Annotated in this window: 13 protein-coding genes and 1 pseudogene; 7 read left to right on the top strand and 7 right to left on the bottom strand. The window is 69.7% G+C overall.

All coding sequences use genetic code 11. The annotated features are described in order from the left end of the window. Position 1: 1 nt before the first annotated feature. Complete coding sequence (locus AB0C26_RS33790) at positions 2 to 1324, top strand: nitrate/nitrite transporter (RefSeq protein ID WP_360255873.1); 1323 nt, start codon at positions 2 to 4, stop codon at positions 1322 to 1324. A gap of 52 nt (positions 1325 to 1376) precedes the next feature. Here the strand turns inward: AB0C26_RS33790 and AB0C26_RS33785 are convergent, their stop codons facing one another. Beyond that, the gene (locus AB0C26_RS33785) at positions 1377 to 2219 is read right to left on the bottom strand and encodes a transporter substrate-binding domain-containing protein (protein WP_360255871.1); all 843 of its coding nucleotides are present in this window, start codon (positions 2217 to 2219) and stop codon (positions 1377 to 1379) included. Further along, positions 2212 to 2901, bottom strand: a complete 690-nt coding sequence (locus AB0C26_RS33780; protein WP_360255867.1) for a hypothetical protein — start codon at positions 2899 to 2901, stop codon at positions 2212 to 2214. Before AB0C26_RS33780 ends, AB0C26_RS33785 begins: the two co-directional genes overlap by 8 nt. 225 nt (positions 2902 to 3126) lie before the next feature. On the opposite strand from AB0C26_RS33780, the pseudogene AB0C26_RS33775 reads away from it, so the two are divergent. Together AB0C26_RS33775 and AB0C26_RS33770 are read left to right on the top strand one after the other, a co-directional pair. Continuing rightward, positions 3127 to 3576, top strand: a pseudogene (locus tag AB0C26_RS33775) (SAM-dependent methyltransferase); the annotation flags it as partial. A 14-nt stretch (positions 3577 to 3590) separates the two neighbouring features. Beyond that, positions 3591 to 5015 (top strand): pyridoxal-dependent decarboxylase, encoded by a 1425-nt coding sequence (locus AB0C26_RS33770; protein WP_360255865.1) that lies wholly within the window; start codon positions 3591 to 3593, stop codon positions 5013 to 5015. On the opposite strand, the gene AB0C26_RS33765 is transcribed toward AB0C26_RS33770, so the two are convergent. After that, positions 4963 to 6843 carry a Na+/H+ antiporter NhaA gene (locus AB0C26_RS33765; RefSeq protein WP_360255863.1) on the bottom strand — a complete coding sequence of 627 codons (1881 nt, stop codon included), beginning with the start codon at positions 6841 to 6843 and terminating at the stop codon, positions 4963 to 4965. The genes AB0C26_RS33770 and AB0C26_RS33765 overlap by 53 nt on opposite strands. A 287-nt stretch (positions 6844 to 7130) precedes the next feature. On the opposite strand from AB0C26_RS33765, the gene AB0C26_RS33760 reads away from it, so the two are divergent. Further along, complete coding sequence (locus AB0C26_RS33760) at positions 7131 to 8300, top strand: UDP-N-acetylglucosamine--N-acetylmuramyl-(pentapeptide) pyrophosphoryl-undecaprenol N-acetylglucosamine transferase (protein ID WP_360255861.1); 1170 nt, start codon at positions 7131 to 7133, stop codon at positions 8298 to 8300. Between the two features lie 19 nt (positions 8301 to 8319). Beyond that, complete coding sequence (locus AB0C26_RS33755) at positions 8320 to 8742, top strand: VOC family protein (RefSeq protein ID WP_360255858.1); 423 nt, start codon at positions 8320 to 8322, stop codon at positions 8740 to 8742. Between the two features lie 12 nt (positions 8743 to 8754). Here AB0C26_RS33755 and AB0C26_RS33750 read toward each other — a convergent pair whose 3' ends face one another. Continuing rightward, entirely contained in the window at positions 8755 to 9147 is a 393-nt protein-coding gene (locus AB0C26_RS33750; protein ID WP_360255856.1) for an MmcQ/YjbR family DNA-binding protein, read from the bottom strand. A gap of 94 nt (positions 9148 to 9241) precedes the next feature. Between AB0C26_RS33750 and AB0C26_RS33745 the strand changes: the two genes are divergently transcribed. After that, positions 9242 to 10324 (top strand): diguanylate cyclase domain-containing protein, encoded by a 1083-nt coding sequence (locus tag AB0C26_RS33745; RefSeq protein ID WP_360255854.1) that lies wholly within the window; start codon positions 9242 to 9244, stop codon positions 10322 to 10324. Here AB0C26_RS33745 and AB0C26_RS33740 read toward each other — a convergent pair. From AB0C26_RS33740 to AB0C26_RS33730, 3 genes are read right to left on the bottom strand one after another with little or no spacing between them, the layout of a single operon-like run. Beyond that, positions 10302 to 12062 (bottom strand): carbohydrate-binding module family 20 domain-containing protein, encoded by a 1761-nt coding sequence (locus tag AB0C26_RS33740; RefSeq protein WP_360255851.1) that lies wholly within the window; start codon positions 12060 to 12062, stop codon positions 10302 to 10304. The genes AB0C26_RS33745 and AB0C26_RS33740 overlap by 23 nt on opposite strands. Before the next feature lie 11 nt (positions 12063 to 12073). Further along, complete coding sequence (locus AB0C26_RS33735; protein WP_360255849.1) at positions 12074 to 12241, bottom strand: hypothetical protein; 168 nt, start codon at positions 12239 to 12241, stop codon at positions 12074 to 12076. Continuing rightward, the gene (locus tag AB0C26_RS33730) at positions 12229 to 12567 is read right to left on the bottom strand and encodes a carbohydrate binding domain-containing protein (RefSeq protein ID WP_360255847.1); all 339 of its coding nucleotides are present in this window, start codon (positions 12565 to 12567) and stop codon (positions 12229 to 12231) included. The genes AB0C26_RS33735 and AB0C26_RS33730 overlap by 13 nt, the downstream gene beginning before the upstream one ends. Positions 12568 to 12750: 183 nt before the next feature. Between AB0C26_RS33730 and AB0C26_RS33725 the strand changes: the two genes are divergently transcribed. Then, positions 12751 to 13164 (top strand): hypothetical protein, encoded by a 414-nt coding sequence (locus AB0C26_RS33725; protein WP_360255845.1) that lies wholly within the window; start codon positions 12751 to 12753, stop codon positions 13162 to 13164. Positions 13165 to 13379: the final 215 nt, after the last annotated feature.

Here is a 13379-nt window from a genome sequence, read left to right as displayed (position 1 = left end):
GATGACCGCTGTTCTGGACAGGCCGGCCGCTTCATCGGTTCGGGGCCATTGGATCGACGACTGGCGCCCGGAAGACCCGATCTTCTGGGAGGCCGGCGGCAAGCGGATCGCCCGCCGCAACCTGATCTTCTCGATCACTTCGGAGCACATCGGTTTCTCGGTCTGGTCACTGTGGTCGGTGCTCGTCCTCTTCCTCGGTCCCGAGTACGGCATCGACCCGGCCGGCAAGTTCCTCCTGACCGCGGTGCCGACGCTGTTCGGCGCGGCCCTGCGCATCCCGTACAGCTTCGCCGTGGCCCGCTTCGGCGGCCGCAACTGGACGGTCTTCAGCGCCACACTGCTGCTCGTTCCGGCGATCGCGGCCGCCTTCCTGATCCGTCCCGGCGTCGACTACTCGACGCTGGTGATCCTGGCCGCGCTGGCCGGCGTCGGCGGCGGCAACTTCGCCTCGTCGATGACGAACATCAACGCGTACTACCCGGACCGGCTCAAAGGCTGGGCGCTGGGCATCAACGCGGGTGGCGGCAACCTGGGCGTGGCCGCGGTGCAGCTGGTCGGCCTGTTCGTGCTGGCCGTGTTCGGCGCCGGCCACCCCGGCATCGTGGCCGGCATCTACATCCCGCTGATCGTGCTGGCGGCGCTCGGCTCGGCCCTCTACATGGACAACCTGTCGCAGGTGCGCAACGAGAAGCGGGGCATGCGCGACGCCTTCCGCGAACCGCACACCTGGATCATGTCGCTGCTCTACATCGGAACCTTCGGTTCCTTCATCGGCTTCGGCTTCGCCTTCGGCCAGGTGCTTCAGGTCCAGTTCCACACCGACTTCAGTACGCCCGTGAAGGCGGCCTACCTGACCTTCCTGGGCCCGCTGCTCGGCTCCCTGATCCGCCCGGTCGGCGGCGCGCTGGCCGACCGCCTGGGCGGCGCACGGGTCACATTCGTCAACTTCATCGCGATGGCGGTCGGCGCCGGCATCGTCCTGCTGGCCGCCCAGCAGAAGTCGCTGCCGCTGTACATCGCCGGTTTCGTCCTGCTGTTCGTCCTGACCGGCATCGGCAACGGCTCCACGTACAAGATGATCCCGGCCATCTTCCGCAAAAAGCACCCCACCGACGACCACGAGGCCCGCCGCCTCTCCAACGCCGTCATCGGCATCGCCGGCGCCATCGGCGCCTTCGGCGGCGTCCTGGTCAACCTGGCCTTCCGCCAGTCCTTCCTGTCGACGAAGGAGGCCGACGCCGCGTACATCGCCTTCATCGCCTTCTACGCCGTCTGTGTCCTGGTCACCTGGGCCGTCTACCTGCGCCCCAAGACCCGAGTCTGAGCCAGCCCGACGGGGTCGCCGGTTGCATCGTCACCCGGCGGCCCCGCCCGGTTCAGCCGATCGCGGTGGGCGGCGGGTCCGGGCAGGGATCGAGCGCGCTGGGCTTGTATGGCGTGGGATCGTATCCCGGGAAATGCTCCCGGAAGAAGGCCAGCCAGGTTCCGTCGGACATCAGGTGCCGCAGCTTGTCGGTGACGATCCGGCACTTGGCGGCGTCACCCTTGGGCAGGCCGATGCCGTAGCGCTGCTGTTCGCCGAAGACGAGCTGCTGCGGCACGAAGGTGCGCGGGTGCTTCGCGGCATAGCCGAAGAGCAGGAGCTGGTCTGTGGACACGACGTCGACGATCGGATCGGCGGCCAGCAGCAGTTCCATGCACTCGTCGTAGGTATCCCGCTCCACCACGGTGACCGGCCACGCGAACGCCTCCCTGAGCTGGATGGCCGAGGTGGAGCCCCGGGTGACGCAGACCGCCTTGCCCTTGAGATCGGCGAGCCGGCGGTACGCGTCCCGTTCGTCACGGCGGATCATGAACCCCTGATACGTCTGTGCGTACGGGCCGGCGAACCCGACCACCTCGCGGCGTTTGTCGGTGATGGAGTAGCTGGCCACGACGATCTGCACGTCGCCCTGCCGAAGTTTGCTCTCCCGCTCGAAGGCCAGGGTGTTACTGATGTTGGGCTCGAGGTCGAGCTCCCCGGCGAGCCAGTCGGTCACGTCGTAGTCGAACCCGTGGCGGCGCCCGGCGCTGTCCAGCTCGCTCCAGCCGGGGCTGCTGGGAGCCATTCCCACGTTGACCTTCCGCTCGAACGGCGGCTGCTGCCGCGGCGTGTCCTGACACCCGGTCAGGCCGAGAACGAGCAGACCGGCGGCAATGCCCCGAGCGACCCTAGCCATGCAGCACCGCCTTAGTGATCATCACGCGGACGCGGCAGGTGACCGGGCCGTCGTCGGGGTAGCTCAGCAACGTGTGGACCTGGGCGCGCGACTCGGTGCCGTCCAGGGGAATGTCGACCGACTGGCCGGAACGGGTGGTCCGCACATCGTCCGGCCGGGCCTGCCCGTCGATGACGGGCGTCAGGGTCAGCGCCGCCGGGTAGACACAGTCACCGGCCTGCGGCCTGGTGTTCTGCAGCACGAAGGTCAGCCGCGCGTGCTCCCGGTAGGGTGGCGGGAGGGTCAGGACACCGGTCGTACGCTGGCTCCAGACGTCCTCCGCGGACCTTCCGTCGAACGACGGTCTCGGCATCTCGATGGCGCGACTGGCCTGGAAGTAGGCGTTGGCCAGCATCGCACCGCCGGCCACGACCAGAACGACGGCGGCGATGATGGCGACCTTGCGCCAGGGCACGCGGACCCTCGGCAGATATCCGATCGCGGCCGACCAGAACCCGCCGCTCAGGGAGAGGATGCCGGCCCACTGGGAGGTCTTGTCGAGCGGCCCGGCGAACAGCATCCACGACAGGACCCCCGCCACCGCCAGGATCAGGAATTTCCGCCGATCATGCGTGCTCCCGCCGGTGTCCGCGGCCGCGGGAGGTGCGGCGCCGGGTGTGACAGATCGGTTTCCGACCGACATGGGTGCTGACTCCTTCACGCCCGGGCGTCAGTTGCCCGCGGCGCGCCGGAAGTTTGTCACGAGGCGCCGGCGATCGGCGTGGCCCGCGGGCAGGATGCGCCGGTCGGCTTACACCGTTCCGGTGAGAGACGCCACCGAAGGTGGGACGCGCGCGTGCGGCGCGTGCTTCCGCGCCTGCTCGATCGTTACGGCCTCGGGCCGGTCCTTGATATCGCCAAGCGTCCAGCCGGGATCGACCAGTTCCTCGACATCGGGACGGGGCTGCCGACCGCCGACAACACGCACGAGGTGGCGCAGCGGCTCAACCCGGCCAGTCGCATCGTGTACGTCGACAACGACCCGATGGTGATGACGCACGCGCGGGCCCTGCTCACCAGCACGCCCGAGGGGCGGTCGAGCTACATCGAGGAAGACCTCCGCCACCCGGAGCGGACCAACATCACGTACGACTTTCTCACCCCGGCGGACCTGGCGGCCGGCGCGGCCCTGTTCGGCGATCGCAAGCCGGACGCGTTCGCCCGTACGAAGGAAGAGTTCGAAGGTTTCTTCGACGGTCTTCAATTGGTCGAGCCGGGCGTGTCGGCGGTCAGCGAGTGGCGGTCCGATCTGCCCGCGGCCGAGCGGGTCAGCCGGCGCGCGGCCGGAATGTACGCTGCCGTGGCGGTCAAACCGTAGGCATACTGCAAGGCATGGCCGATCCGCTGGACGATCCGGGACTTGCCGCCGCCCTCGACCGCGTCCGGGCCGCGGCGGGGGACTATCTCGACTCGCTCGGCGCGCGGCCCGTGCAGGACCGGGCGGCGCTCAAGCTGCTCGACGACCTCGACGGTGTACTGCCCGACACCGGGCCCGGGGCGGACGCCGTGATCGAGCGGCTGCTGCGGATCGGCACGGCGACCGCGACCGCCTCGTCCGGGCCGCGGTTCTTCCACTTCGTGACCGGGGGCGTGACGCCGGCGGCGCTGGCCGCCGACTGGACCGCGTCGCTGCTCGACCAGAACTCGTTCTCCCGGGTGTCGTCGCCGTTCGCGCACGAGGCCGAGACGGTCGCCATCGGCTGGCTGCGCGACCTGTTCAACCTGCCGGCCTCGTGGGGCGGGGCGCTGGTCGCCAGCGCCACGTTCGCCAACTTCACGTCGCTGGCCTGCGCCACCCACTGGTGGGCCGGCAAGCACGGGGCCGACGTGGCCCGCGACGGGCTGACCGGGCTGCCGCGGATGCCGGTGCTCTCCGGCGGCTACGTGCACGCGAGCGCCCGCAAGGCGCTGCAGATGCTCGGGCACGGCCGCGACCGCGTCGAGGTCTACGCCGCCGACGCGGTGGGACGGGCCGACCTGCCGGCGATCCGGCGGCGGCTCGGCGAGATCGACGGGCCGGCCGTGCTGATCGCCAACGCGGGTGAGGTCAACGCCGGCGACTTCGACCCGATCGCCGAACTGGCCGAGCTGGCCGGGGAGTACGGGGCCTGGCTGCACGTGGACGGGGCGTTCGGCCTGTTCGCGGCGCTGTCTCCGCGGACCGAGCATCTCGTACGGGGTGTGGAGCGGGCCGACTCGATCGCCGCCGACGGGCACAAGTGGCTCAACGTCCCGTACGAAAGCGGCTTCGCTCTGATCAAGGATCCGGCCCGGCTCGGCGCGGCGTTCGGCATGCCGGGCGCGCCCTACCTGCCGGGACCGGGTGATCCGAACAGTGGCTTCGCCCTGCTCGGCCCGGAGTCGTCGCGGCGGGCGCGGTCGCTGCCGATCTGGGCGTCGCTGGCCGCGTACGGCCGGGACGGTTACCGCGCGATGGTGGAGCGCCACCTGGACCTCGCGCGGTACCTGGGCCGCCGGATCGACGAGGCGCCGGAGCTCGAACGGCTCGCCGACGTGCAGCTCTCGATCGTGTGCTTCCGGGCGGTCGGCGACGACGCCCTCAACCGCGCCCTGGGCGCCGCGATCATCGCCGACGGCCGGGTGTACGCGGGTACCACCGTCTACGGCGGCCAGGTGGCCCTGCGCCCGGCGATCGTCAACTGGCGTACCACCGAAGCCGATATCGACTTCTTCGTCGACGTGGTCAGACAGCTGACCGCTTCGACGCGATCTTCGCCCGGATCCGGGCCAGCTTGATCGCCTTCTCCAGCGTCTCCACGTCGTACGACCCGTAGTGCCTCTGGCCGTTGACGAAGAACGTCGGGGTGCCGGCGACGCCGCTGAGGTCGGCCGACTCGACGTTCGCGGTGATCCGGTCGGTGCACTCGTCGCGCATCATGTCGGTGTGGAAGCGGTCCTGGTCGAGGCCGAGCTCGCCCGCGTACCCGATCAGGTCGGCGATGCGCAGATGGTCCTGGCGGCTGAGCAACAGGTCGTGCATCTCCCAGAACTTGCCCTGCAGGCCGGCCGCCTCGGCCGCCTGCGCCGCGATCTGCGCCTGCGGGTGGACGTCGGTCAACGGCAGGTGCCGCCACACGTACCGCAGATCGTCGTCGGTCATCAGCTCCCGCACGATCGGCTCGGCCTGACCGCAGTACGGGCACTGGAAGTCGCCGTACTCCACCAACGTGACCGTCGCGCCGGCCGGCCCGCGAATGTGGTCGCGGTCGGGGTCGACCTCCGGGATCAGGTCGATGATGTCGTCGGAGTCGCCGAGCAGCAGCACCGCCCGGCGCGGACGCGACTGCATGCTCGTGATCCGGAAGACCAGCCAGGTGACGATCGTCGAGCCGACCCCGGCCAGCAGCACGCCCAGCTTGGCCTCGGCCAGCTCGTCGCCCTCGAAGGCCAGGTTGGCGATCAGGAACGACACGGTGAAGCCGATCCCGGCGATGGTGCCGGTGCCCAGCACGGACGACCAGCCGACCGACGGCCTGACGGCGCCCTTGGTGAGCCAGGTGATCAGCGCCGACACGCCGGTGATGGCGACCGGCTTGCCCACCACGTACGCCACGATGACGCCGAGCGTGATCGGCGAGGTGAGCGCCCGCCCCAGAAAGCCCGCGTCGATCGCGATGCCCGCGTTGGCCAGGCCGAACAGCGGGACGATCAGGTAGTTGGTCCAGCCCGACCAGGTGCGCTGCAGGCGATCGTTCCAGGACAGCGTGCTGACCAGCCCGAACCGCGCATACCGGGCCAGCTCCGGCGTCGGCTGCTCACGGAACGAGCGGAACAGGTCGCTGGCCTCCTGCAAAGCTTCACGGGCCGGGGTGTACGCGGCCGCGGTGAGACCCAGGATCAGGCCGGAGACCACCGGGTCGATGCCGCTCTCGAGCATGGCCACCCAGAAGGCCACACCGAACGGGACGTACGCGAAACCGCTCCTGATCTTCAGCCGCACCAGCAGGAAGGTGAACGAATAGAAGATCGCCGCGAGGACCAGCGGCATCCACCGGATGTCGTCGCTGTAGGCGACGGCGATGACGATGAGCGCCACCACGTCGTCGACCACGGCCACTGTCACCAGGAACAACCGAGCCTGCACGGGGACATTGCGCCCGACCAGCGCGAGAAGGCCCAGTGCGAGCGCGGTGTCGGTGGACATCGCGACGCCCCAGCCGCCGGCGGTGTGCTCGCCCGCGTTGAAGGCCAGGAAGATGCCGACCGGCAGGGCCATGCCGATGATGCCGGCCGCCGCGGGCAGGATGAACCGGCGCCGGTCCCGCAGGTCGCCCAGGTCGAACTCGCGCCGCGCCTCCAGCCCGACGACCAGGAAGAAGATCGTCATGAGGCCGCTGTTGACCCACTCGCGCAGGGTCAGATGAACCCCGTCGCCGCCGAGGTCGATGCTCAGATCGGTCGCCCAGAACCGCTCGTAGCTGCCGTCGGCGACATTGGCCCAGATCAACGCGACGGCGATGGCGGCCAGGAGCACGCCGGCGCTGCCGGCCTCGGTGCGCAGGAACTCCCGCAGCGGGGTCGCAACCCGCCGTTTCCACGGCGTGCTGGCGGTTTCGTCGCTCACGGGATAGACCCAATCATGGACCGGCCCCGGTCGCCACGATCTGTGATCAGCGCCGTACCGGCAGGCTTAGTTCCCGCGGCGGTCCGCGCCGCGGCTCGTGGCGGCTGTGACTCAGCCGGGCGGGGTGGTGGCGGTGGGTGACGGCTCGTCGCGGCTGTGGTGGGGGTGGGCGAGGGTCGCGGTCGGTGGGAAGACGCTGCTGGCGGCGTCGTGAGGAGGCGGGTTCGGGGGGATCGATAGACTGCCTCGATCTCGGCCGGTATTGCGATCTTCGGAGTGGTTTAGGCATGTCCCTCTACAGCACCCAGCGCCTGCACGCGTTCCGCATGATCGTTACTGGTGGTGGTACGGGTGGGCACACCTATCCGGCGCTGACCACCGTCAACACGCTTCAGGCGCGCCTCGCCGAGACCGGCACCTCGCCCGAGCTGCTCTGGGTCGGCGTGGCCGACGGGCTTGAGGCCACCATTGCCGTACGGAACGGGATTCCCTTCAAGGCTGTCACCACCGGCAAGGTGCGCCGGTCGTTCAGCCCCCGCGATCTGGCGCGGAACTTCGTCGACCTCTTCCGGATCCCGCTCGGGATCGCGCAGGCGGCGCTCACCGTGGCGCGGGTGCGGCCGTCGGTGGTGTTCAGCACCGGCGGGTTCGTGTCGGTGCCGATCGGGCTGGCCGCCGCCCTGTTCCGGGTGCCCCTGGTCATGCACGAGCAGACGCTGAGCCTGGGGCTGGCCAACCGGCTGCTCGCCCGGGTCGCCACGCGCGTGCTGCTCAGCCACGAGGCCTCCCTCGAACACCTGCCGGCCCGGGCGCGCGGGCGGGCCGTGGTCACCGGCAATCCGATTCGGCCCGCGGTGCTCAACGGCAACCCCGAGAAGGGAATTGCGGCGTACGGGCTCGACCCCGCCCTTCCTCTCGTCCTGGTGACCGGCGGCGCGACCGGGGCCCGGCAGATCAACCAGATGCTGACCGGAGCGCTGCCCCGGCTCCTGGAGCACTGCCAGATCATCCACCAGTGCGGCAGCCACGGCCTCGAGGAGATGCGGCAGGTCGCGGCCGGACTGCCCGAGTGGATGGCCCACCGCTACCGCGTCGTCGACTTCATCCACGACGAGCTGCCCGACCTGCTCGCCGCCGCCGCGGTCGTCGTCGCGCGCAGTGGGGCCGGGACCGTCGCCGAGCTCACCGCGCTCGGCAAGGCCAGTGTGCTAGTGCCCTACCCGTACGCGGCGGCCGACGAGCAGCGGGTCACCGCCCGTCATCTCGCCCAGGCCGGCGCCGCCGTCATGCTCGACGGCGACGACGTCAACCCGGAAAGCCTGCACGCCGCCCTGGCCGGGCTGCTGGCCGACCCGTACCGCCGCAATGCCATGGCGCAGGCCGCGGCCGCGAACGGCCGGCCCGACGCCGGTGCCCGCGTCGTCACCGAGATCCTGTCGACCGCCGCCGCCGGCTGACGCGTGAAAGACTCGCCGTATGACCATCCGGCCCGCCGTGCACCTGGCCATTCCCGTCGACGACCTGGCCGCCGCCCGCGCCTTCTACGGCACGGTGCTCGGCCTGCCCGAGGGTCGCTCGTCCGGCCACTGGATCGACTGGGACCTGCACGGCCACCAGCTGGTCACCCATGTCGTGCCCGGCCCGGTGCGCCCGGCCGGTGACAGCGAGCTCGACGGCCACGACGTGCCCATCCCGCACTTCGGGCTGCTGCTGGGCGCCGACGAGTTCCACGCCCTGGCCGACCGGCTGCGCGCGGCCGGCACGGAATTCCTGATCGAGCCCTACCTGCGCTTCCCGGGGCGGCCCGGCGAGCAGTGGACCATGTTCTTCCGCGACCCGGCCGGCAACGCCCTGGAGTTCAAGTCCTTCCGTGACGAGTCGCAGGTCTTCGCCCGCTGACGAGGCGGTTCCTCACGGGGCGTCGAGGCTGGCGATCCGGCGTTTCCCGGCGGTCAGGCGGTAGCTGGCGTCCAGGAGCTCGGCGATCTCGGCCCAGTCGGTGCGCGGGGTCAGGTCGATGCCGATCCAGCCGGACGGGCCCAGGTACGCCGGTACGTAGGCGTCCGGGTTCTCGAGCAGCGCCTCGCGTTCCCCGGGCTCGGTCAGGACTATCAGGGAGTGCGGGTGGGTGACGTACTCGCCATCGACCTTGATTGATCCGCCGTAGTAGGCGAAGACCTTTGTGGTGTAGAAGGCCGGGTGGCCGTGGGAGATTTTCTCGGCGGCGTCGGGGAAGGCCAGCGCCACCGCTCGGATGCGGGCCAGCAGCGGGTCCGCGTCGTCGAACATGATGGGATGCGCCATCCTGACAGTTGAGCACAGGTCGGGCCGGCGGGCGATTCAGCCGTTAAGATCTCAGACTCGGGCGGCGGCCGTGGCGGGGCCTAGGAGGCGGGTGTTGACCAGCATCGAGGACCTGTCGTCGCAGCTGTCCGATGCTCTGGCCCAGCTCGAGGGTCTGCGGACGTTGCACGAGGTCAGCAAGGCGGTGCACGCCAGCCTCGATCTGACCCGCACGATGGACGCGGTGGTGCACGGCGTCACCCGGGCCTCCGGGTTCGAGGTGGCGGTGGTCAACCTGGTGCAGCTCGACGGGGACTTCGCCGTCGTGTCCGTGGAGGGCAGCGAGGAGATCCGGCGGGAGCTGATCGGCACGACGTCGACGCTGGAGCAGTGGCAGGAGCTGTTCGCCCAGGGCGAGCAGTGGGGATCGCTGTTCTTCATCGACCACAAGCACGACATGCCCGACACGATGACAGTGTGGACGCCGGACATTCCGGTGCCGGACGAGCCCGAGGGCTGGCATCCGGAGGACTGCCTGTTCGCGCCGCTGTCCGCCCCGGACGGGGAGCTCGTCGGCGTGCTCAGCGTGGACCTGCCGCGTGACGGGCGCCGGCCGGGACTCGTACAGCGGGAAATGCTGGAGCTCTTCGCCCAGCACGCGGCCATCGCCGTGCAGCACGCGCGACTGCATCACGAGCTGGAGGAGAAACGGGCCCAGCTGCACCACGCGGCCACCCACGATCCGCTGACGGGGCTGGCCAACCGAACGTTGCTGCGAACGTTCACCGAACAGATGCGCGGCAGCGAGATGGGCGTCCTCGTCATCGACCTGGACGACTTCAAGACGATAAACGATCTGGGTGGCCACGACAGCGGTGACCTGGTGCTGCGGGTTCTGGCCGAGCGGATGCGCAAGATCGTGCGCCCGGGTGACCTGCTCGCCCGTACCGGCGGGGACGAATTCGTCGTGGTGGTGACCGGCGAGGACGTGGCGTCGGCGCTGAACAACCTGGCCGACCGCATGCACGTGGCGCTGGCCGCACCCGTCGAGACCCGGATCGGGCCTCGACGGGTGGGCGCCAGCATCGGTCACGCGTACGGCGCCGGCGACTTCGCTCAGTTGTCAGCGGCGGCCGACGCGGACATGTACCGGACCAAGCAGCGGCATCGCCGGGTTACGAGCGCCAACTATCGTTGACGGTCAGTGAGCAGGCCGAACCGGTGTTGATGACCCGGTTGCCGCCGCTCTCCCAGGCCACGGCCGAGCCGTTCTTCTTGACGTACTTGTACTCGACGCTGGTGTTCGGCGGCAGATTGACCGTGCCCCGCCACACCGGGTAGGCCGCCGAGGAGAGCGCGACCCCACCGCTCGTGTTCCAACTGCCCAGTTCGGTCCGGTTGCCCAGGACGAACACGTTCTCCCCCCACACCGTGGTGGCGTTGGCGGCGAAAGTGACGGCGACCGTCGTGCAAGAAGAGCCACCGCCTGAGGTACGGGCGTTCACGTGCAGCGCCAGCATGCCGTTGGCCGGCACGGTCGCGGTGAACTGGCCGTTCGCACCGACCGTGTAAGCCGTTCCCGAGCACGTCGTCCCGCTGACATCGCCGTTCGCCACGTCGCAGTAGGTGCCGGCCGGCAGCGACGTCTGGAAGGTCCGGCTCAGCGCGCCGCCCCGATTGAAGACGGCGTACGCGGCCGCGCCCCGCCCGAACGCGATCTGGTTGCCGCCGTTCGACCACCAGTTGGTCACCGACGTGCCGGCGGCCGCGTTGTGGAAGCCGACCAGGTTGGCCGTGGTGCGCGTACGGTGCTCGCACTCCCAGCCGTTTCCGCAGCTCACCGCCGTGGTGGTGCCGTTCGGCGACGCGGGCGGGCCCGCCTCGGGATTGCTGAAGGTGAAGCTGCTCATCACCGACGGCGTGCCGTACGGATAGGCGAGCATGAACGCCTCGGCCAGCGCGTAGTTCGTGCCGTCCTTGTAGGTCAGCTTCGCGCGGCCGTTGCGCTGCGTGTCGTGGTTGTCGATGAAGGCCACCGCGTCGCCGCTGCCGAGCAGCATCTGGCCGGGCAGATTCTGCAAGTTCTGCAAGTTGCCGTCACGGAAGGCGTTGCCGACCACGTCGCCGTAGCGGAACTCGGTCACGTCGCCGATGCCCGTGTACTCCGACGGGCTGGGCTCGCCGGCACCGCCCTCGATCGTCTCCTGGAAGATGTACGGGTTGCCGTTGAGCTGCCCGTAGATCGCCTGGAGGTCGGCCACCGGCACGTGCTTGGCGGCGTCGACGCGGAAACCGTCGACCCCGAGCGAGATCAGGTCATTGAGGTACGCGACCAGCTTGCCCCGCACGTAGCCGGACTCCGTCTTGAGGTCGGAGAGATCCACCAGCTCACAGTTCTGGATCTCCCACCGGTCACCCCAGTTGGCGATGTCGTCGGTGCCGTTACGCCCGCAGTGATGGAAGTCGTCGTTACCGTAGGGCACCGCCGGGTAGGCGTAGTGACTGTACGTGGAGCCGGCCGTCCCGGTGCCGGTCGAGGCGCCGCCGGCCATGTGGTTGAGGATCGCGTCGACGTAGATCTTCACGCCGGCCGCGTGGCACGTGCTGACCATGTTCGCGAACGCGGCCCGATCGCCGCGCCGCGACACCAGCTGGTAGCTGACCGGCTGATAGTCCTGCCACCAGGGGTAACCCGAGCCGGGCAACACCACGTGTTCCTGCGGCGGCGACACCTGCACGCCGCCGAAGCCCTTCGGCCCGAGCACATTGGTGCACTCGGACGCGATCGACGCCCACGGCCACTCGAAGAGGTGCACGATGACATCGCGCGGGCCCGGATTCGCATCGGCTTTCGCGTCGGCGTGTTCCGGCCGCCCCGCGACCAGCACAGTCACGAGGACCGCGAGCAGGGCGAGGACGGAGACGTTTCTTCTCACCGGTTCTCCTTTCAATTCAGGTGGGTGCTGTAGAGCCCATGCCATTGGCCGTCCTTCGCACCCCAGACCCTCGGTACGAAAAGGTTCTTGGCGCCCCACCGGGAGGTGTGGTTGTAGGCGACGTCGTGGTAGATCTTCAGACAATTGATGTGGTCGAGCTTGTCGATCAGACCCTGCAAGCCGCCCGGGAACATCGGGTCGTTGTCGCGGCGTTGCCCGAGGTCACGTGCTGGCTGCCGCCGCGGTTGTCGGCCGCGTAGATGCTGTCCTTGCGCGGTTCAGTGAGTACTTCCGTGCAGGGCGTCACACCGCTCACTACGCCGCCGGTGCTGCGGACGTCGAGGTCGTTGCCGTACCAGCCGGCACGCTCGGCCGCGCCCATCGCCACGCCGGGGGCGGTCGTCCAGGCGCCACCGGTGCTCCGGTCCGCGAACAGCTTGCAATCGACCGTGGTCGCCTTCACCGGGGCCACCAGCAGCGGGGGAGTGGGATCGTGGCCGACCATCGGGCATGGTTCCGATCTTTCGATTGAGGGACGTGACTCTTTTTCAGCCCTCCACCTGCGGGGGAAGTGGTGACAGAGCCGTAATCCGGTGTTCACATTGGAACGGACGCTAGCAAGCGCTTGCAGATTTTGGAAGAGTTTTCCGGCATGTTACAGGTCGGTCGATCCCGGTACGATGCGGCGATGACCATGGCGGCGCGCACCCCGATCCGGGAACGGAACCTCGGCTGGACCCTGGCCGGTGCGCAGCTCGGCTACGCCGCCTGGTACGCGCTGTGCGCCTACCAGACCCTGCGGCACGCCGCCGCGTTCGCCGGCCACTGGTATCTGCCGTCACGCGACGACGCGTACACCGCGAACGCCGACATCTGGGCCGGCTGGCCGTGGGCGACGTGGATCTCGCTGACCGCGCCGATGGCCCCGGTGGTGGCCGGCCTCAGCCTGATCGTGTCGGCGGTGATGTTCGTGACCGGCTACGCGCGCGGCCGCCGCTCCCTGTTCATCGCCCTGATCGCCGGCGCCGTGGCCGCCCTGCTGACGATCGTGGTCTCGCTGACACCCGCCGCCCAGCAGGTCACCGGCTGGCTGATCGACTGACCCCGCTCACGCTCAGCGGCCCGAACCCCGCCATGCTGGGCTCACCACGCTCACGGCCTTCGCCCCGGCCTTCGCCCCGGCCTTCGCCCCGGCCTTCGCCCCGGCCTTCGCCGCGGTCGGCTGACCGCGCTCACGAGCATCGGCCCGAACCCTGCCACGGTTGGCTGACTGCGCTCACGGGCATCGGCCCGAACCCCGCCGCGGTCAGCTGTCGA

It is taken from the genome of Actinoplanes sp. NPDC048796 (assembly GCF_040650035.1).
Taxonomy (GTDB): Bacteria; Actinomycetota; Actinomycetes; order Mycobacteriales; family Micromonosporaceae; genus Actinoplanes.
Note: the sequence above shows the minus strand (reverse complement) of the source record. Positions and strands in the feature narration are given on the sequence as shown.

Bases quoted from the DNA above. Each gene is read 5' to 3' on its own strand.
- AB0C26_RS33790 (WP_360255873.1), top strand. From the start codon at position 2: ATGACCGCTGTTCTGGACAGGCCGGCCGCTTCATCGGTTCGGGGCCAT.
- AB0C26_RS33730 (WP_360255847.1), bottom strand. From the start codon at position 12,567: ATGGTCGGCCACGATCCCACTCCCCCGCTGCTGGTGGCCCCGGTGAAG.
- AB0C26_RS33770 (WP_360255865.1), top strand. From the start codon at position 3,591: ATGGCCGATCCGCTGGACGATCCGGGACTTGCCGCCGCCCTCGACCGC.
- AB0C26_RS33750 (WP_360255856.1), bottom strand. From the start codon at position 9,147: ATGGCGCATCCCATCATGTTCGACGACGCGGACCCGCTGCTGGCCCGC.
- AB0C26_RS33785 (WP_360255871.1), bottom strand. From the start codon at position 2,219: ATGGCTAGGGTCGCTCGGGGCATTGCCGCCGGTCTGCTCGTTCTCGGC.
- AB0C26_RS33760 (WP_360255861.1), top strand. From the start codon at position 7,131: ATGTCCCTCTACAGCACCCAGCGCCTGCACGCGTTCCGCATGATCGTT.
- AB0C26_RS33780 (WP_360255867.1), bottom strand. From the start codon at position 2,901: ATGTCGGTCGGAAACCGATCTGTCACACCCGGCGCCGCACCTCCCGCG.
- AB0C26_RS33725 (WP_360255845.1), top strand. From the start codon at position 12,751: ATGACCATGGCGGCGCGCACCCCGATCCGGGAACGGAACCTCGGCTGG.
- AB0C26_RS33755 (WP_360255858.1), top strand. From the start codon at position 8,320: ATGACCATCCGGCCCGCCGTGCACCTGGCCATTCCCGTCGACGACCTG.